The following is an 18,356-nucleotide window of genomic DNA, read 5'->3' as shown; positions in this document are numbered from 1 at the left end:
TTCTCTGTAAATTCTATGAGTTCAGATCTCAGATAGAAAATCACACATTAAAAGTAAGCTTATCCGCATACTTAGCCACAACGAGTCGAGTGTAACCAGGAAGTAAAATTGGATCATCCAAAGCCAAATAATTCCTCAAGAAAGTACGATCCGCGTCTTGAGAAACGCCTGCTTTTACATATTTTTTGTTAGCGGGAATTCTAAGTTCATCCGAAATAAAGTCAACAATATCCGATACCGAAATGATTTCATTCGGCATACAATTTACAACTATTTTTTTTGCGCCAAGCTCTATCATCTGATTTGTTATCCTTGCCACATCATCAATATCAATTAACGAACGGGCTGCATTTTCTTGAACTAAAATTGGCGACCCGCACCTAATCCTCCGAACAAATTCAGGGAACAAAGTCGCATTATTAACCAGCCCAACAACTTGCGGCAGCCTAATAATCAGATATTTTTCTGGGAACAGCAACTTAACAAGTTGCTCCATTTTGTACTTGTGTTCGAAATACTCATTGGCACGCTCAGGCGCCATGATACTGCTAAAGTAGACAAAACTAGAAAACGTCTGCGCACCCGCACAAACACTCAGCAGCAGTTCTCGTTCTCGGTTAAATTCAGAAACCCGAGTTTCTTTCGAGTCGGAAACTCCAGAGCAAAAATATAGCGCCCCGGGCAAAGACAGACTCCGAAAACTACGACCGAGAAGACCATTTCCAATGACACTATTCATTAAAAATCAACCGCCAAGACTCAACCAACGAGTTCCTAGAAAATTTGCGCTTCATCAGCTCTACATTATTGAGCTTCTGCTTTTCGTCTAGGACTCTCAATCCTTCATAAATAGTGTCACTGCTGAAAACTGTAACCCCTAGTTCTTTAAAAAACTTATACGGGGTCTCAGTGGGCCTCAGGTAAACCGTTTTCCCCATAGAAAGAAGACCAATAATATTTCCCATCGCCTGTTGACGACGATGATTAAAAATAGCAATGTCAATCGACGCCATATAACAATTATATTCCTCAAATGACATAAATCTAGTCAAAGGAAGAAATTTCTCCCCAAACATACTAATTCCTTTGGAAATTATTGCTTGAGCATATTCTTCGTTACCATAGGAGAGTGGGCAGTAAACATTAAATTTGGCACCCTCCCCAAGCTGGTCAAGCATATCGAAAACCTCAGCATGCCTGTTTTCTGGATCTGCTGAGTTACCAACTTGAATATCAATAGATTTTTTTACAGAAGTTGATTGAAAATCAAAGTTTCTTGAAACATGACTATCATACATCAAACTTGAAATATATTTCGCTTTTGTTGAGTACCATTTTTTTACAAGCTCATAGTCACCCGGAACCGTTGTTATGACGGCATGCAAACGCCTAATCAAAATTTTTCGGAACACCTCTTTTATTCGCCAAGACAGGGTACGAGCACCATTTCTTCGAACATACAGGTCGCCTCCCCACAACACCCAATAGCATTTTTTATGTAGCCAAGGCATGCAAACCAATAGCACAACGATACGTATATTAAAAAGGCCGTGGAGTATTATCTTTTCAGCGGAATACAGCTCTTTAACCAATTTAAAATAACCAGGCACTATATCTTTAATCGTTCTTCCGCAAAGGGTTACATTTTCGGCTAACTCTACTGGGTATTTGTCTACCGAACCCGTTAACCAGTATCGATGCTCATCTTCACTGAATTCATTTTTTACAAGCTCGATGAATGGAGGAATAAATTTATCAAGCCCAGCTACATGTAGTATCAAAGTGTGACCTATCAAATCTTGCCAATTGCCAAAGCGTTCAAGTACTCGCCATAACTATTCTTTCTGAGATCATTGGCCTGTTCTTTGAGTTTTTCTTTGCTTAACCAACCTTGATTATAAGAAATCTCTTCCAGACAAGCAATCTTATATCCTTGCCGCTTTTCAATGGTTTCTACAAACTGTGCAGCTTCCAACAGGCTCTCATGTGTACCTGTGTCTAGCCAGGCAAAGCCCCGCCCGAGCAATTCTACGTTCAGATTCCCTTTTTCAAGGTAGGCACGGTTTACGCAGGTGATTTCCAGTTCGCCCCGGTGGCTGGGTGTTACCTGTTTGGCAATGTCTACCACACTGTTGTCGTAGAAGTAGAGGCCGGTGACCGCGTAGTGGGATTTTGGATGCTCAGGCTTCTCTTCGATAGAGATGGCGCGTTTATTTTCGTCAAACTCTACTACACCAAAGCGCTCGGGATCTTTTACCTGGTAACCGAATACGGTGGCCCCTTCTGTTTTCTGGGCAGCTTGTTTTAGCTTGGGGGTAAAGCCTTGGCCGTAGAAAATGTTGTCGCCCAGTACGAGGCACACGCTGTCGTCACCAATAAATTCCTCGCCAATAATGAAAGCTTGTGCGAGGCCATCCGGGGTTGGCTGTATTTCGTAACTGAGGTTAACGCCAAACTGTTCGCCAGTACCCAAGGCGCGTTTGAAGCTGACCTGATCTTCCGGTGTGGTGATGATGAGAACATCCCGGATGCCCGCCAACATGAGTACAGAGAGCGGGTAGTAGATCATGGGTTTGTCGTACACTGGCAGGAGTTGTTTGGAAGTGCCGAGTGTTATTGGATACAGGCGAGTGCCGGAGCCGCCGGCCAAGATGATGCCTTTCATTTTAACTCCTTAAAGATATCTGATACTGGGAGTTCTGGCCTTAAATGGGGTCTGGCCCTAGCCTAACCTGTTAGTCCTAAGCGTTCTCTTTGGTAGCTGCCGTCTTGTACTCGTTGGCACCAGTCGAGGTTGTTGAGGTACCACTGGACAGTTTTACGGATGCCCGTTTCGAAGGTTTCTTCGGGCATCCAACCGAGCTCTTGCTGGATTTTTCTGGCGTCTATCGCGTAGCGCCTATCGTGGCCCGGTCGATCTTTCACGGTGGTGATCAGGTCACGATAGCTGGTTAGTTGTGGGCGTAGTTCCTGGAGGATGTCGCAAATGGTGTGTACTACATCGATGTTCTGTTTTTCATTATGACCGCCGATGTTATAAGTTTCGCCGGGTTTTCCTTCAGTGAGCACTTTGTAGAGGCCGCGGGCGTGGTCCTCCACGTAGAGCCAATCCCGGACTTGGTCGCCTTTACCGTATACCGGGAGTGGCTTTCCTTCCAAGGCATTCAAGATCATTAACGGGATGAGCTTCTCCGGAAATTGGTAGGGGCCATAGTTATTGCTGCAGTTAGTTACCAGAGTTGGCAGACCGTAGGTGCGTAGCCAGGAACGGACAAGATGGTCTGAGCTGGCTTTGCTGGCGCTGTAGGGGCTGCTTGGTGTGTATGCGGTTTGTTCGGTGAAAAGATGCTCTTCAGCATCAGCTGTTTCACTCGGGTGCGGGAGGTCACCGTAAACTTCATCTGTACTTATGTGATGAAGGCGGAAGCTCGATTTTTTATCTCCTTCCAGTACCTGCCAGTACTGGCGAGTGGCTTCCAGCAAGGTGTAGGTGCCGACGATGTTGGTATTGATAAAGTCTGCCGGTACGTCAATGGACCGGTCTACATGACTTTCGGCGGCTAAGTGCATTATGGCGTCTGGTTGGTGCTGGGCCAGCACGCGGTCTACTTCGGCTCGGTTGCAGATGTCTACCTGTTCAAAGGTGTAGCGTACGCTGTTACTCACTTCCGCCAAGTTTTCGAGGTTCCCAGCGTAGGTGAGTTTGTCGAGGTTAACCACTTCGTCCTTGGTGTTATTGATGATGTGGCGGATAACTGCGGACCCTATGAAGCCGGCGCCGCCTGTAACTAATAATTTATATCCCATAAATTCCTACAAAGATTTTTATTACACGGAGATACAGGCCAAGGCGATAGCAGAGAGTCATAGCAACACAATACCTAACGGGTCACGTGCTCTCTTAGTGATTAATACCATACAGCCCAACAAGAAAATTCAAAAACAATCTTTAACTGCTTTCAAAATTCGACGAAGACTCGTAAAGGTTATAATCTCCACGACACAAAGCGCAAACATGCCAACAGAAATACGGTATGCAAATAATTGACGAATAGCAATCAATCGACGGCCATTCCTAGCATTCCTACGTACTGATCCAACAGCATGGCGCTCTAAGTATTTTTTAAGATAAGAAAAGCTATGCTTATCAAGATACTCTTTTCCCGGCACTTCTAACTCAAGAATGCAAGGGCTAGGCTCTACTCTTGACTCTAATTTTGAAGCAGTGTTATTGTCTGCATCAATTAAATAAAAAGAATTGACCGAAGCAGTATACGCAACAGGTTTACACATGGCGATCCTAGACCAAACATATTGATCCTCACCATATGCCTGTCCTACAGGAAACCAAATATCAAAATCGTAAAAGACACTTTTAGGAACACAAACTGAAGATGTCCAAATAAAACTTCCAAATTCAAACAGTGACTTAAAATAGTTTTTAACTAGGAAGTTTCCGTGCATGTAATTAATAGGGAGTTTAAAGTCCTTGATTACACAGCCCGACTTATCGACAACGCTGTAAGCACTCCCGTACAAGCCACAACCAGGGCTTGACTCAATCAAATGACTCATCTCTAAAAGATAATCAGCATCCCAAAAATCATCGGCATCCAAAAATGCTATATATTCAAAATTGGCTTCACATATCCCACGATTTCTTGCGGTTGAAACCCCGGCATTTTCTTGGTGAAACAACTTAACTCGGGCATCATCGAATGAATTTACAATCGGAGCTCCGTTATCTGTCGAACCATCATCGACAACAATTATCTCAAACTCTGAATAAGTCTGACTCAGCACTGAATCTAGAGTTTTAGCAATATGTGCCTCTTTATTATACAAGGGAATGACAACAGAAAACATTAAGACTCCAGGTTATCTCTTAAAAAAGAGATGGATTTAATTTTTTCACGATCCAAGACACTGTTAACTCTTGGCCAGTCAACGTCTGTATTAAAAACTTCCACTGTAGACTTGGCATTAATATCTAAAACAAGCCTATCTTCTAACCCGAACATTTTTAATAATGAAGTAAACCTAGACATACCCCGCTGCTCATTTCCCAATACGATGAATGGCTTGTTGTACAGGATTGAGAAAACGGTACCATGGAAGGAGTCTGTGATTACAAACTCTGCATCCTGAAAGCCTTTCAACCATTGCGAGGGGCATGGGTATTTAAATAAATCTAGGTTGGCGTCTGTTACTTTCTCTTGCTGCAGCCGGAGCTCTGGCATCACCTCGAAGGTTTCTAGTTGTAGCCTGCTGGCAGCCTGCCGTATGAATTCTTCCTTCTCAGCATTCTTGTCCAGCACATAGACTTTCAGGTTACCGCTGGAATCCGGTACTTTCTGATCGGCTGTAATTCGGTCATAGGCGCTGGTTGGCAGCAGCATCGTTGGGTCTAGCACGTGTATCGCATCAGCCCGGCCCAGATGGTTCTGCACCAGGTCAACGCCATCGTCCTCACGCACGCTGATCGCATCAAACAGCTTGAGCAGGTTTTTACATTCAAGGGTGTCCGCGTCGTTAAACTCCCACTCAGCCGTTCCAAACGATGCAGCGTAGGCAATTCTTTTTATACCCTTAGATTCTTTGGCAAAATCCAGAAAGTAGTTGCTAATACAAGGCGAATATCGCGGCCGCCAACACTGGTCACTGCCGACTACATACGCATCAATATCCTTTGTTAACAGGCGCTTCATACCTCGTTGCGACGTAATCAGGCTGGACAGCTCGGGAATGTACTTCGCTCGAAAACCTATGGTCTTTTCTGAAATCACTGCCTTCTGCCGGTCATTCAGGTATTGATTAGGCCTGACTGGTCGGTTAAGCAAGGAGCTCTTTAGCTTTGACAGCTTTCTTCGAAAGGGATGCACCCCTGCCCCGTGCCTGTTAACGACCAATGGGCTGTGGCCCAAGGACTTCAGGGTTTCTTTCAGTGCGTAGGCTTGTAGTAGGCCGCCGTAGTTGTCGTGCAGGGGCTGGGTTAGGATGGCTATTTTTTTCATCTTGAACACTAAAGTTGGCTAATGATTGAGAGTAAGAGGCCTTGCGAAAGCTCACTTTTGCCAAACGTACTGGAGTAATAATTGGCACTGTACGTGTCACCCGATGTTTCCAGCACCTCTCCCTCAACAGATATAAAACTTCTCATCCCGGCTTATTCATGAGGTCGGTCTGAAAACGAAGATAGCGGATGGTATTCTCTTGAAAATTCAGTGTGTTCCGCCAAGAACCTGAACCAAGAGAGCCATCCGCTATGGGTGAAAGCCTATCCACCTGGACGCCCTCGTGCAACGGCGCTGTGCGTGTCGAGCTGAGCGGCCAGCGCACCACCAGCGACAGCGGCGCTTTGCTGCTGCGTGAAGCCCTCGACAACAGCGGCGTGGTCGAGGCGCTGGAAGACAATCTGGTCGACCTCCGCAACCCGCTACGCATCCGCCACTCGCTGGCCAGCCAGCTGCGTACCCTGGTGCTGCAACGGGCGATGGGCTGGATCGATCTCAGCGATACCGACACGCTGCGCCGTGACCCGCTCTGGCAGTTGGCCTGCAGCGACGCGCGCGGGATGATGCCTCTGGCCCAGGACCGGCCGTCTCAAGCTACGCTGTCGCGGCTGCTGAGCTGCCTCGGACGCAACGACAACATCGATGCCGTGCACGAAGGCCTGCTGCGGCTGGTGGTCTGGCGCCTGACCTCGCTGCAGAACGGCGAGCGTCCCAAGCAGCTGACGCTGGACATCGACGGCCTGCCGATCGAAGTCCACGGCCACCAAGGCGGGTCCACATTTCACGGACTTTACGGTGCCCGCATCTACTCGCCGCTGGTCGCCTCGCTGGCCGAGACCGGCGACATGGTGGGTGGGCTGCTGCGCGAGGGCAACGCCGGCCCAGCCGAGAACGCCGACACCTGGATCCCGCATCTGGTGCGGCGACTCAATGAGAGCACCGGGGCTCAGGTTCGCGTGCGCATCGACGCCGGTTTCACCGACAACGCGACGCTGGCGGCCCTGGAAGAGCGCGACATCGAGTACCTGGGCCGGCTGCGCAGTCACACCGGCCTGCAGAAGCTGGCGGCACCGCACCTGAAGCGGCCACCAGGCCGGCCACCCGAGCAGCCTCGCGAGTGGTGCCACGATCTGGAGTATCAAGCGGGCTCCTGGTCGGCACCGCGTCGCGTCGTGCTGGTGGTGCAGGAACGCCCCGATGATCAGCTGTTGCATGCCTTCTTTCTGGTCACCAACCTCAGCAAGTTCGACTGGCCGCCGGAGAAGGTCCTGGCGCTCTACCGCAAGCGCGGCAGCGCCGAGGCCCACATGGGCGAGGTGAAGTCGGCGCTCGACGTGCACCTCTCGTCGACCGATCGCGGCGCCTCCACCGTTCAGGACGTGATGGCACGCAACGAGGTGAACCTGCTGATCAGCCTGTATGCGTACCAGGTCCTGCATGGCCTGCGCTGCCTGCTGGAGCGGCAGACCCGGCAAGGCTGGAGCCTCAGCCGGATGCGCGAGCAGGTGCTGAAGGTCGCCGCCACGCTGAGGCTGCACGCTCGGCGAATCACCGTTCATCTGGGTGCCGCCGCCGACAAGTGGTGGCCGACGCTGCTGAAGGGACTGCCGAAGCTGACCGCACTGAGCTGACGCTCCTGCGAGACCACCACAGCATCAGAAAGCGAGCGACCGGAGCGGCGGTCGGCGATCACGGCTGCGTGGGCGGCCGCAATGGATTCCAAAGAGATATAAGAAATCGGGAAAAAGGCCTCGTTATGGCATTACTCAACGACCACTCGCGCTGAAGAGGGCGATCCTGATAAGCGATGCCAACAGCCAGCACCTTCAGACCGCTCAATCAGCACCCTCGTGAATGAGGCGGGTTCAAGGAAATTCATGGCCGTGTACGGTCAGCTATTTAATGAATCTGCTAGGAATTTCATGGAGTGTGAACGTAATCCTTCGAGCGTAACGCTAATATCACCGCGTCTGACCAGTTTGAACATGGGCGTTTTCAGCTGAATTGCTAGCGGATCTGCGTCAACATTCAGCATGTTAAACAAGCTATCCAGGCGGGTTTGCCCTCGCTTCTCATTGGGGCAAAAAATCACCTCTTTTCCAAACCGCAGTGCGAGACAGATGCAGTGGAATGAGTCGGTAACCACAACTTCAGAGTTGCGAATCAGCGCTACCCAATCCGATACCTCGCGGTACTCGCGAACGCTGGAATCTTTCAGGTAGATGTTTACCGCTTCACTACCGAGCTCTTCTCCCACCGCCTTCAGATCCTCCTGAAACTCAGGTGAACTATCCAGTTTGTAGTAAACAAGCTTCGCATCGGTCTGGATTGCAGAGTTGTTGACCACTTTTTCAAAAAACGAATCATCAACCAGAAGCAACGGGTCAAGAACATGCTCGGCCCCTACACCGAATACGTCCCTACAGATCTGTACTCCCGACACTTCGCGGCAAGAAATGGCTTTAAACGCCAGGAGCTCTTGCCTTACAGCTTCTGTCAGAACCGCATCGTCTGCCTGTTCCCATGTCGCTGTACCAAAACTAGCGGCGTAGGCTATACGGTCTACGCCCTTTGGGACGTAGCCGAGGAAAAAAGCCAGCGCGTCTTTTGCGTAAGCCGGGCGCTATACCTGATCGCTACCAACAATGGTGGCATCGAACTCCTTCGCGACCGTTGAGAATTGCTGCCGTGATGTGATACGCGGGGTTCTGTTAAGAAAGCTTTGTCTAAACCGCTCAAACGCTTCTTCATTAGCCACTTGATTGGCTTTTGGTGTTTTTCTCAAGCCCAGCTTGCGAAGCAACTGGCCAACTCGCCCCTTTAGCGAGACTTTTGGCTTCGCCATGTAATCCAGGTGCCGGGCGTCGTGGCCGAGCTGGCGGCAGATATGCTCCAACGCTGCGGCCTGGAGCACTGCGCCGTAGTTGTGGGTTGAGTATTGGAAGTTCAGGATTCCGACTTTTTTCATTAGAGATGCCAAACAATAAATTTATTGACCTACGCGGCCGTTTTAAAACTTCACAACCGCTTTAAGCCTGCGCTTTACAAAAGAAAGCACCCTACGAACAAACGAACGCCCCTGGCGAGAATACCGGGAGTAAACCGGCTTCATAGTGCTCAGATAAACAGAGAGTTCTCCCCTCGTTTTCGCCTTCAAAAACGATTCATGCGACAGGGCCCTCAGCTCGGTCCTTAACCGCTGCCGTTTCTTTTCATAACGCGGGCTCAAGGTTTTGGCTGGCCCTGTTCTTTTGGCCGGAACCCAAGCCTTAGCGATTTGTTCGCGGTAAATTCGGTAACCTATCGAAACCTTCCTGTGCCGCAACCCTGCATCCTGAGACTGCACAGCTTTCTCAACACCTAGATCATCCATCTCTAAACGCCCCTCAGTGCGGGCATTCACAATCAACTGACGGATCTGCTGATTTCTGGTGACCACCACGTTAGTGCCATAACTGTCCTGCACATACTCGGGTAACCAGGCATCGCCCAGTACGACATCGGCAGTTTCGGCAAATACGTCATCACAGAAGTCACAGGCCTTGTACTTAAATGCGCCCGCGCCCCAGTCCGCGCCGAAAAGCTGATTGGTCGGCACGACCTTTTCTCCAGAGCTACCCTTGGCATAGGTACTGTAGCGGTTGGCAGGCTGGGAAGCGTCTTTGATTCGGAAGTCTATGCCCTCAAGCTCCTGCGGGGGTATCCCCATTTGCCAGGCCAGGCTTTCTGCATAATGGGCACTTTTAAGGTGGCCACACACCAAGCCTACGCAGTATTGGATGCGCTCAGCGAGAATGGAGTCTTGGGCCTGGAGCAATCTAACGCTCTTGATAAAGCATGGCAAACCAACAACGGCATACCGCCCGGGATTGTTTCTAATAGCCTGAAGTGCCTCAGACAGCTCGATTGGGTAGTATCGGGATTTGCCACCCTGTTGGGTTTCTTCTAGAGTCTCGCTAACCTGATATTTGAACGGAATACTGTTCAGGTCTTGGCCGGCTGACTCGGATTTTACGTGCACGACGTAATCCACCAGCCCCTTTGAAAGAAGCTCATTGAGCACCCAAGTACCCATTCCGCCTGAACTACCACGTTTCCGAAATTCGCCTTCATCAACATGCCCTGCGAACACGCCGTTGTAATAACCTACTTGACTGTTGTGCTCGCAGGTATCCGAGAAAATCTGCCTGGCTATTTCATCTTCATTTTTAGCACCCGATCCGAACGGGCAGAGTTTTTCATAGTCAATATGCGTTGAAGCAAAGACGTTGGCATCTTTCAGGCTGGATTGATACTGCCCATAGTCGTCCATAACGATTTTGAACGGGCTGTCCTCTGGCACCGCACAGGCACCACAGCCTACACAATAGCCGTTAGCGATAACAGTATCATTAAGTGCTTGGTGGCTTTTGTTGATAGTCACTTTGTGGCTAGTTTCCTGGCAGTTATAAGTTTGAGCAGACCTAGGGTCTCTATTAACTCATGTCGGGTAGGCTTTATCACTATACAAAGGGCCATGTAAATCATTGCTGCAACGAAAACAAACACAGCCAAACCTGCTACCGGGCTTTCTATGAGAATGAGCTGGCGAAGAAAATGTAAAGTCGCAATAGTCACTATGGCACAGATTAAAGGCGGCACTAATGTCTTGGCCAACTCAAGGTACGTAACAGGAAGGAACTTGGAAGCATAATAAAGAAAGCCTGGCAAACGAACAAAAACACCCGAAAGAGCATAGGCCGCCACAACCCCAAACGCTCCCCAGAATGAGCCGATTCCGATAGAAACAATCAGTATAGCTAATGTGATTACTTTCCAGCGCAGCAGCGCTCTGGCGTTTCCTATTGCGACAAGGGAAATAGCCAGAAAACTGGCAATCGGCTCTACTAGTGAAAAAACTGCCAACATTCGGAAGATGGGAATGGCATCTTCCCAGCCAGGCCCCAGGAACAGAAGGACGATCCAGTCTGCTAGCACTGCCATGATGAGCGTCACAAACATGGTGCCTAATACTATTTTACCCATGATCGAGGTAATAGTGCTTCGTAACCGTACGGAATCGTTGGCAACCCTAGCCAAGGTTGGTTGTAACACATTCATTACCGGCGGCAGCATCTGACTTGAGGGAATCGACGTGAGCAATTTAGCCCGATTGAAAAGCCCCATCGCTTGTGCACCACCAATGTAACCTATGGCGAATGGGGTTAGGTTTGTCGCCACATATCCGATGAAATTTGCCCCAGTCAAGTTAGCCCCAAATCCTAAAAGGGGCCGCACACCGGAACCACGGCTCAACCTTGAAGGAACCCAGCGGGCGCTCAGCCAACGCATGACTGTTTTAGTTGCGAAGGTCGTAATGGGACTGATCACAAGCGCCCAATACCCAAGACCACCCAAGGCTGCCGCAATACCTGCCACTATTCCTGCAGCCATGGAGACGATGTCGATCAGTGATATGGCTTTGAACCGCATCTGCCGACGCAGCAGGGCATCGTGCTGAACGGAGAGCCCACCAATGAGGAAGGTCAAACTCATTGCCGCCATCACCAATGTCAGGCGTGGCTCTCCATAAATTGTGGCAACAAGGGGCGAAACCACGATGCCGAGCAAGCACATGCCAGCGCCCAAAGCACCATTCACCCAGAACAGATTTGACACTTGGGCATCGGTAATCTGGTCGCGCTGGATGGTTGCCATTGAGAGGCCACCTTCCATGAACTGGAGGGCTAATCCTGTAAACACCGTGACCATAGCAATCAGACCGAAGTCTGACGGTTGCAGCAGTCGAGCCAGGATGGCGATGGAGCCTAGCTGCAGGATCAGCTTGATCCCTTGGGCAGCCAAGGTGATGCCTGCACTTTTTACAGCGCGTTCTTTCATGCCAGTCTTGAGATGATCGGCATTGAAGAGCTGGTCTTTAGGGTTTGGCACTTGTGGGGTTTCGTTGTTAAGTCTACCGAGTGTATGAACCGCTAACCCATACTGGCACTGAGCGGTGGGACTCATAGGGGAAGAACATCATTGTACCTTCCTGGCGAAAACTCATTACGACACCGACGGCATTAATCGTAGGTCGTTCGTAGCTAATTGCTACCTAAGCCTTGCCGTCACCGTATGGCAAGGGAATCAGGCACGGTGAAACCAGTCGATAAAAGCGCCGACGATGGCGTCGTCGTCTGCACCGTCTTGCGGATGCCGGACTCGAAGGTCTCTTCCGGCCGCCAGCCGAGCTCTCGCTCGATCTTGTCGGCATCGATGGCGTAGCGCACATCGTGGCCGGGGCGGTCTGCCACATAGGTGATCAGGTTGGCGTAGGGGGAGTGCTGGGACGGGGCCAGCTCATCCAGCAGCGCACAGATGGTATTCACCACCTCGATGTTCTGCTTCTCGTTATGGCCGCCGATGTTGTAGGTCTCCCCTACCTCCCCTTCCGTCACCACCTTGTAGAGCGCGCGGGCGTGGTCTTCTACATAGAGCCAGTCGCGGATCTGCTCGCCCTTGCCGTAGACCGGCAGCGCCTTGCTTTCCAGGGCGTTGAGGATCATCAGCGGGATCAACTTCTCGGGGAAGTGATAGGGGCCGTAGTTGTTGGAGCAGTTGGTGATCAGCGTCGGCAGGCCATAGGTGCGCTGCCAGGCGCGCACCAGATGATCCGAGCTTGCCTTGCTGGCCGAGTAGGGAGAGCTGGGGGCGTAGGAGGTCTCTTCGGTGAAGAGTCCCTCGGGCCCTTCCAGGTCGCCATAGACCTCGTCGGTGGAGATGTGGTGGAAGCGGAAGGCATCTCGACGCTCGGCATCCAGGCCGTTCCAATAGGCCCGGGCCACTTCCAGCAACGTATAGGTGCCCACGATATTGGTCTGGATGAACTCCGCGGGGCCGACGATGGAGCGGTCCACATGGCTCTCGGCGGCCAGGTGCATCACCGCATCCGGCTGATGCTCGCGGAAGACGCGCTCCACCTCGGCGCGATCGCAGATATCGACCTGCTCGAAGGCGTAGCGGTCGCTGCCTGCCACTTCCGCCAGAGACTCTAGGTTCTGTCTGGAAAGTCGGCACGTAGGCAGCGATCTATGCAGGCCAGGCATACCATTGCTTTGAAGCTGCTGGCCAACTTGTCGTAGCGGGTGCAGACGCGGCGCAGTTCTTTGATCCAGCCGAAACAGCGCTCGATGATGTTTCGCTCTCGATAGCGAGACTTGTCGAAGCCTCGTGGGGCGCCAGGGCGCGGCTTTCGCTTCATCTTGCGCCGGGCGATGATCGGCTTCATGCGGTGCCGGTCGCAGTAGCGGCGAAGCGGGTCGCTATCGTAGCCCTTGTCCGCCACGATGTAGCGACAGCGCTTACGTGGCCTGCCTCTGGTTCCAGGCAGGTGAACGTGTTCCATGGCCGGAATGAAGTGCCGTGTATCCGAATCCTGCCCGGGTGAGAGCGTGAAGGCCAGCGGCCATCCATGCCGATCACAGATCATGTGGATCTTGGTTGTCAGACCGCCACGGCTACGACCCAAGGCATGATCTACGGGTTCTTGGTGTCCCCCTTTTTGCCGCCTCCAGAGGCGGCACGAGTTGCGCGGATCGACGTCGAATCGATCATCCAGGTGTCCAGGTCCATCAAGCCATCCTCTCGCAAGCGGAGCTGGAGACGCGCCAGGATGGCCTCGAAGGTGCCATCGTCGCGCCACTGACGGAAGCGGTCATAGACCGTCTTCCAAGGACCGTAGCGCTCCGGCAGATCGCGCCACTTGGCGCCTGAGCAGAGGATCCAGAAGATGCCGTTCAGCACCTGGCGGTCATCACGGCGGGGGCGCCCCGTCCTTTGTGGCGGCGACACGATGTCCTCGATGAGGGCCCAGCCGTTGTCGGAGATCTCGTAGCGTCCTGCCATGGGTCACCTATGCTGCTGAGGCATAGGTGACATTAGCAAATTAGAATTTTCGGACAAAGCCTAGATTGCCGGCGTAGGTGAGCTTGTCTACATTAACGACGCTGTCCGCAGTATGGCGGATAATATGTCGAATCACGGCCGAGCCGATAAAGCCCGCGCCGCCGGTGATGAGGAGTTTCATGGCTATATATCAGTATCGCTAAGATTAGATAATCAAAATTCTGAATTGAAGAAATAAACGCAGCAATTCGCGGTAAACAGAACGTCATCACAAGAGTGGCTACTGAGTGAAAAATGACCTTTGGCAGCGTTCTGCCGAAACACCTGGTCCCGCCAATTGGCGGGCCGAATCCGCCAATTGGCGGGCTTGGCCGTTTCGCCAAAGGCCCCGCCATTTGGCGGGGTGGACCCGCATCTTGGTGGAAGCGCGCCACCTAACCCATTGATTTTGCAAGAACCTAGCGATAAGCCAAGGCTGCCGATCCCCTCAGGCCTCATGCAGCCTTCTCTATCTGCTTATAAAGTGCATCAGGTGCTAGGTTTTGTCTGAGAAGTCCGCACGCAGGCAGCGGTCTATGCACGCCAGGCATACCATGGCCTTGAAGCTGCTGGCCAACTTATCGTAGCGAGTGCAAACGCGGCGCAGTTCTTTGACCCAGCCGAAGCAGCGCTCGATGATGTTTCTTTCTCGATAGCGAGGTTTGTCAAAGCCCCTCGGGGCACCGGGGCGCGGCTTTCGGTGCATCTTTCGTTTGGCAATGATCGGCTTCATTCGGTGGCGGTCGCAGTAATGGCGAAGCTCGTCGCTGTCATAGCCTTTATCCGCCACGATGAAGTGGCAGCGCTTGAGCGGCCTGCCCATGGGGCCAGGCAGGTGAACATTTTCCATGGTCGGAATGAAGTGCTGCGTATCCGAGTCCTGTCCCGGCGACAACGTGAAGGTCAGCGGCCAACCATGTAGGTCGCACACCATGTGGATCTTGGTCGTCAGGCCTCCTCGGCTGCGCCCCAGGGCATGGTCTACGGGTTCTTGGTGCCCCCCTTTTTACCGCCTCCCGAGGCGGCTCGCGTTGCCCGGATTGAGGTCGAGTCGATCATCCACGTATCAAGATCCATCAAACCATCCTCGCGGAGTCGCAGCTGGAGCCGAGCCAGGATAGCTTCGAAAGTGCCATCGTCGCGCCATTGCCGAAAGCGGTCATAGACCGTCTTCCAGGGGCCATAACGCTCGGGCAGATCGCGCCACTTGGCCCCTGAGCATAGGATCCAGAAGATCCCGTTCAACACCTGGCGGTCATCACGGCGTGGACGCCCCATCGTTTGAGGCGGGGAGACAATATCTTCGATCAGGTCCCAACCGTGGTCGGAGATCTCGTAGCGTCCTGCCATACGTCACCTATGCAGCTGCGACATAGGGAAAATTAGCACATTCGACTTTTCGGACAAAGCCTAGGTCTGCACCGTTAGGCCAACAGACAACCCCAAATTCATCAATGGATACCAAGGAAAAGAAAGCAGGATCTCTCAATGGCTCGAACACTGGTCCGAACAGCCTATCCTTAAGCGAAACAACGCCACTGGAGCCATCTGCAAAGACTACATGCAACCGGTAATCGGGCAGTGCTACTACATAAGTGATTTTGTACATGACTGTCGCATCACTCATGGACCAGTATAACCCCCTGCTCTCGAGCGACACGATGAATCGGCAGTTCTTCGAGGTTCGGTGCCGACAGTATCACATCCACCTTACGGCCCTGCGTGGCGCGCATGATCTTGACGCTGAGCCAGGCCGACAGGCGCGCAGGGTGCTCAACCGCTTCATCGAGCTCCACCATGAGGTCGATATCGCCGCCCTTGGCGGCGTCATCGAGGCGGGAGCCGAAAAGCCGGACGACGGCCCTTTCACCACAGATTTCAGTAACCACTGCCTTGATAGCATTGATGTCATGCTGGGATAGACGCATTTTCCCTCACAGCAGTATGCCCTGCTCCCTGGCGGTCTCGTGGATCTGAAAACGCTTCAACCCCGGAGCCTCCAGTAGAACATCGATCTTCTGCTCCCCGAGTTTCATGATGATTGAACCTTCGAGGCGCGCGCAGTCCCAAGCCGGGTTATCGATGGGCTGGGTGACCGTGACCATCAGATCGATGTCGCCGCCCCTGGCAGCGTCGTCAACACGGGAACCGAAGAGCCGTACCTCAACCTCCTTGCCAAAGATCTCGGCAGCAGCCGTCTTGATGACATCGATTTCGTGCTGATTCAGTCGCATGCTCGTCTGTGCCGTGATGCTGGCCCATGGCGGTTGCCTTCTTGGCGTCTATACTGGTTATTTATTCAGTATCGACTAGCCCGATCAGGTGGGGGCAGCGCCATGACCCATGATATTCACTCCGGAGAGCTCGCCGCGCCCGCTGAGGCGGTGGTGGAGTTCGAACGCCTTCCCCAGGTGGTGAAGCGGCTCTCGGCCCGGGCGCGGCGGCATATCGCCAACAGCGTATCGAAGAACACCATCCGCGGCATGCGGGCCGACCTGCGCGTCTACCAGCGTGCGGGAGGCCTGCTGCCAGCGGATGAGTTCGATATCGCCAACTTCATCGCCGACCAGCGTGCCCTGGGCAAGAAGCCCGCGACCCTGGAGCGCTACCTCAACTCCCTGCACATGTGGCACCGCTACATGAACCTGCCGTCACCGGTGAGGAGCATGCCGGTGCGCGCGGTGATGCGTGGCATTCGCCGCGCCGCCGGTACCCGCCAGAAGGAGGCGCCACCGCTGCTGCTCGAGGACCTGCAGCGGCTGCTGGATCACATCGATCGTTCGACCCTGCGCGGCAAGCGCGATAGCGCCCTCTTTGCCCTCTCCTTCCACGGCGCCTTTCGGCGCAGCGAGGTGGTGGCGCTCTACCTGGAGGATATCCAGTGGGAGTCGCGCGGACTCGTGGTGGGCCTGCGGCGCAGCAAGACCAACCAGGAGGGCGCCGAGGAGACCAAGGCGATCCTTCGCGCGCCGGGAACCTTTGCCTACTGCCCCGTGCGTCTGCTGGAAGCCTGGTTGTCGGCCTCGGGCATCCGGCGCGGGGCGGTGTTTCGCAGCCTAAGCCTGACCGGGAAGCTGGGCGCCGGGCGGATGACCGGCTGCGTGGTGGCACAACGCCTGGCGCATCATCTGGAAGCCGCCGGCATGGCCGATCGCGGCTTCTCGCCGCATAGCTTTCGGGCCGGCTTCATCACCGAGGCGCACCGTCGCGGTAAGGCGGCGGTGGATATCAAGCGCGTCAGCGGCCACCGCTCCCAGAGCACCTTCGAGCGCTATATCCGGCGCAGCGATGCCTTCGAAGACCACGCCGGTGACTTCTATGACGGCGTGGAGGAAGCGCGGGTCTACGCCTGGCGCTGCCGGTAGCTTTTCAGGCTCCCCGAAAACCGTGCCAGGAACACCAGCATCACACCGAGCATGCCACCCAGCACCAGGGAGAGCGCCAGGATCAGTGCACGGCGTGGCTCGCTGGGGCCGGCCGGGGGGAAGGCGTATTCCACCGGTCTACTCCTCTTGAAGGCTATCTCGCACGGCAACCGCGAAATGCGAGAAAAACGCCATCATCACGGCGAGCATGCCTGCCAGGACCAATGCCAGCGCCATCACCAGGCTTCGGCTGGTGCCCGTGGGCGTCAAGCTTCGCACGGCAGTCTGGACCAATTCGCCGGGATGCAACTGTGCCAGCTGGTCCTCGATCTCTGCCACCCGGGTGGCGTAGTTGGCCACGAGTTCTGCCGCCGATGGGCTAGTGGATTCTTGCGCTGTTTCCAGAGCGCGCTGGGCATTTTCCAGCTGGCGCTGCAGGGTCGCCTTGCGGCTTTCCAGTAAGGCTTGTTGATCTTCCGCCGCCCTTTCCAGCACGCGGCTGTGCATCTCTTCGACCAGTGCCGCGTTCTTCTCGCTGGACTCGGTCACGAATCGGACGAGCGATGTGTCTTCCAGCGCACTGACCTGCAACTGGAAGGGAAGACCGGCCAGCCCCTTCTCCTCGAGGATCCGCCGGGTAACGACACCGGCGTAAAGGTTATTGGTCTTGGCAACGATGGCAGCCGGTGATTCCAGATTGCCCTGCTCGTTCGATGACGACGGCGCCTGCTCGGCAACACGGTAGAGCGACACGTAGTCGTAGGTTCTCTCCATCATGAGGGCATAGCCAAGGGCAATCCCAACAATGATCAGGAAGGTCACCGCCATGAGTTTCCATCGCCTGATCAGCATCTTGGCGAGATCGACCAGGGAGATCTCATCGTCGTTACTGGAATATGGGGTGGGCTGTTGAGGAGGCTGGTTCATTGTTGTTCCCGTCGAGTTCCCTTGTTTCGGCACGCTACCGCCGGGGGCGATGCCATTGGCACTCCCCTTCAGTATGGGCTCGGTTGCCCGAGCGGTCAGCCGCATTCTACTGAGATCACACTCCCGT

General features: G+C 53.4%; 19 protein-coding genes and 2 pseudogenes. 2 read left to right on the top strand and 19 right to left on the bottom strand.

The genetic code is table 11. The features are described from left to right. Nucleotides 1-40: 40 nt before the first annotated feature. The 6 genes from RAN53_RS10170 to RAN53_RS10145 form a co-directional block, all read right to left on the bottom strand. A complete protein-coding gene (locus RAN53_RS10170) occupies nt 41-739 on the bottom strand; it encodes an NAD-dependent epimerase/dehydratase family protein (RefSeq protein ID WP_305796703.1) in 699 nt (232 codons plus the stop codon). Further along, entirely contained in the window at nt 732-1,781 is a 1,050-nt protein-coding gene (locus RAN53_RS10165; protein WP_305796702.1) for a TDP-N-acetylfucosamine:lipid II N-acetylfucosaminyltransferase, read from the bottom strand. The genes RAN53_RS10170 and RAN53_RS10165 overlap by 8 nt, the downstream gene beginning before the upstream one ends. Before the next feature lie 11 nt (nt 1,782-1,792). After that, on the bottom strand, nt 1,793-2,665 hold the full coding sequence (gene rfbA, locus RAN53_RS10160; RefSeq protein WP_305796701.1) for a glucose-1-phosphate thymidylyltransferase RfbA: 873 nt from the start codon (nt 2,663-2,665) through the stop codon (nt 1,793-1,795). Nucleotides 2,666-2,727: 62 nt separating this feature from the next. Beyond that, on the bottom strand, nt 2,728-3,807 hold the full coding sequence (rfbB, locus tag RAN53_RS10155) for a dTDP-glucose 4,6-dehydratase (RefSeq protein WP_305796700.1): 1,080 nt from the start codon (nt 3,805-3,807) through the stop codon (nt 2,728-2,730). A gap of 129 nt (nt 3,808-3,936) precedes the next feature. Continuing rightward, entirely contained in the window at nt 3,937-4,866 is a 930-nt protein-coding gene (locus RAN53_RS10150) for a glycosyltransferase family 2 protein (protein ID WP_305796699.1), read from the bottom strand. Then, complete coding sequence (locus RAN53_RS10145) at nt 4,866-6,014, bottom strand: polysaccharide pyruvyl transferase family protein (protein ID WP_305796698.1); 1,149 nt, start codon at nt 6,012-6,014, stop codon at nt 4,866-4,868. The genes RAN53_RS10150 and RAN53_RS10145 overlap by 1 nt, the downstream gene beginning before the upstream one ends. A gap of 251 nt (nt 6,015-6,265) precedes the next feature. Here RAN53_RS10145 and RAN53_RS10140 point away from each other — a divergent pair, with 251 nt between their 5' ends. Then, on the top strand, nt 6,266-7,645 hold the full coding sequence (locus tag RAN53_RS10140) for an IS1380 family transposase (RefSeq protein ID WP_414842977.1): 1,380 nt from the start codon (nt 6,266-6,268) through the stop codon (nt 7,643-7,645). A 260-nt stretch (nt 7,646-7,905) separates the two neighbouring features. Here the strand turns inward: RAN53_RS10140 and RAN53_RS10135 are convergent, their stop codons facing one another. The 11 genes and pseudogenes from RAN53_RS10135 to RAN53_RS10090 form a co-directional block, all read right to left on the bottom strand. Then, complete coding sequence (locus tag RAN53_RS10135) at nt 7,906-8,613, bottom strand: polysaccharide pyruvyl transferase family protein (protein WP_305796760.1); 708 nt, start codon at nt 8,611-8,613, stop codon at nt 7,906-7,908. Nucleotides 8,614-8,637: 24 nt separating this feature from the next. Continuing rightward, the gene (locus RAN53_RS10130) at nt 8,638-8,982 is read right to left on the bottom strand and encodes a hypothetical protein (protein WP_305796696.1); all 345 of its coding nucleotides are present in this window, start codon (nt 8,980-8,982) and stop codon (nt 8,638-8,640) included. A 42-nt stretch (nt 8,983-9,024) separates the two neighbouring features. Next, nucleotides 9,025-10,437, bottom strand: a complete 1,413-nt coding sequence (locus RAN53_RS10125) for a Coenzyme F420 hydrogenase/dehydrogenase, beta subunit C-terminal domain (RefSeq protein WP_305796695.1) — start codon at nt 10,435-10,437, stop codon at nt 9,025-9,027. Then, complete coding sequence (locus RAN53_RS10120; protein WP_305796694.1) at nt 10,434-11,894, bottom strand: lipopolysaccharide biosynthesis protein; 1,461 nt, start codon at nt 11,892-11,894, stop codon at nt 10,434-10,436. The genes RAN53_RS10125 and RAN53_RS10120 overlap by 4 nt, the downstream gene beginning before the upstream one ends. Before the next feature lie 227 nt (nt 11,895-12,121). Next, nucleotides 12,122-13,051 (bottom strand): annotated as a pseudogene (rfbB, locus tag RAN53_RS10115) (dTDP-glucose 4,6-dehydratase); the annotation flags it as partial. Continuing rightward, nucleotides 13,045-13,898 (bottom strand): IS5 family transposase gene (locus RAN53_RS10110; RefSeq protein ID WP_305796693.1). Its coding sequence is split into 2 segments (ribosomal slippage): nt 13,045-13,556 and nt 13,556-13,898, totalling 855 coding nucleotides; the frame shifts between segments, so codons are not numbered across the junction. The pseudogene rfbB (RAN53_RS10115) and the gene RAN53_RS10110, both read right to left, overlap by 7 nt. 61 nt (nt 13,899-13,959) lie before the next feature. Beyond that, a pseudogene (locus tag RAN53_RS10105) lies at nt 13,960-14,079 on the bottom strand (NAD-dependent epimerase/dehydratase family protein); the annotation flags it as partial. A gap of 354 nt (nt 14,080-14,433) precedes the next feature. Then, nucleotides 14,434-15,287, bottom strand: a protein-coding gene (locus RAN53_RS10100; RefSeq protein WP_305796692.1) for an IS5 family transposase whose coding sequence is annotated in 2 segments (ribosomal slippage) — nt 14,434-14,933 and nt 14,933-15,287 — 855 coding nt in all. Because the reading frame shifts where the segments join, the coding sequence is not laid out codon by codon here. Between the two features lie 7 nt (nt 15,288-15,294). Then, entirely contained in the window at nt 15,295-15,546 is a 252-nt protein-coding gene (locus RAN53_RS16360) for a DUF2442 domain-containing protein (protein ID WP_414842979.1), read from the bottom strand. A gap of 10 nt (nt 15,547-15,556) precedes the next feature. Further along, nucleotides 15,557-15,865, bottom strand: a complete 309-nt coding sequence (locus RAN53_RS10095) for a nucleotidyltransferase domain-containing protein (RefSeq protein ID WP_305796691.1) — start codon at nt 15,863-15,865, stop codon at nt 15,557-15,559. A 6-nt stretch (nt 15,866-15,871) separates the two neighbouring features. Next, a complete protein-coding gene (locus RAN53_RS10090; protein ID WP_305796690.1) occupies nt 15,872-16,171 on the bottom strand; it encodes a nucleotidyltransferase domain-containing protein in 300 nt (99 codons plus the stop codon). 102 nt (nt 16,172-16,273) lie between these two features. Between RAN53_RS10090 and RAN53_RS10085 the strand changes: the two genes are divergently transcribed. Continuing rightward, nucleotides 16,274-17,302, top strand: a complete 1,029-nt coding sequence (locus RAN53_RS10085; protein ID WP_305796689.1) for a site-specific integrase — start codon at nt 16,274-16,276, stop codon at nt 17,300-17,302. On the opposite strand, the gene RAN53_RS10080 is transcribed toward RAN53_RS10085, so the two are convergent. Both RAN53_RS10080 and RAN53_RS10075 read right to left on the bottom strand, forming a co-directional pair. Continuing rightward, complete coding sequence (locus tag RAN53_RS10080) at nt 17,281-17,436, bottom strand: GNVR domain-containing protein (protein WP_305796688.1); 156 nt, start codon at nt 17,434-17,436, stop codon at nt 17,281-17,283. The genes RAN53_RS10085 and RAN53_RS10080 overlap by 22 nt on opposite strands. 4 nt (nt 17,437-17,440) lie before the next feature. Further along, nucleotides 17,441-18,229 carry a Wzz/FepE/Etk N-terminal domain-containing protein gene (locus tag RAN53_RS10075; protein WP_305796687.1) on the bottom strand — a complete coding sequence of 263 codons (789 nt, stop codon included), beginning with the start codon at nt 18,227-18,229 and terminating at the stop codon, nt 17,441-17,443. Between the last annotated feature and the right edge of the window lie 127 nt (nt 18,230-18,356).

This window comes from Halomonas sp. SSL-5 (genome assembly GCF_030708455.1).
In the GTDB taxonomy this organism is placed as follows: Bacteria; Pseudomonadota; Gammaproteobacteria; order Pseudomonadales; family Halomonadaceae; genus Halomonas.
This window is presented reverse-complemented; position numbering and strand designations above follow the sequence as displayed.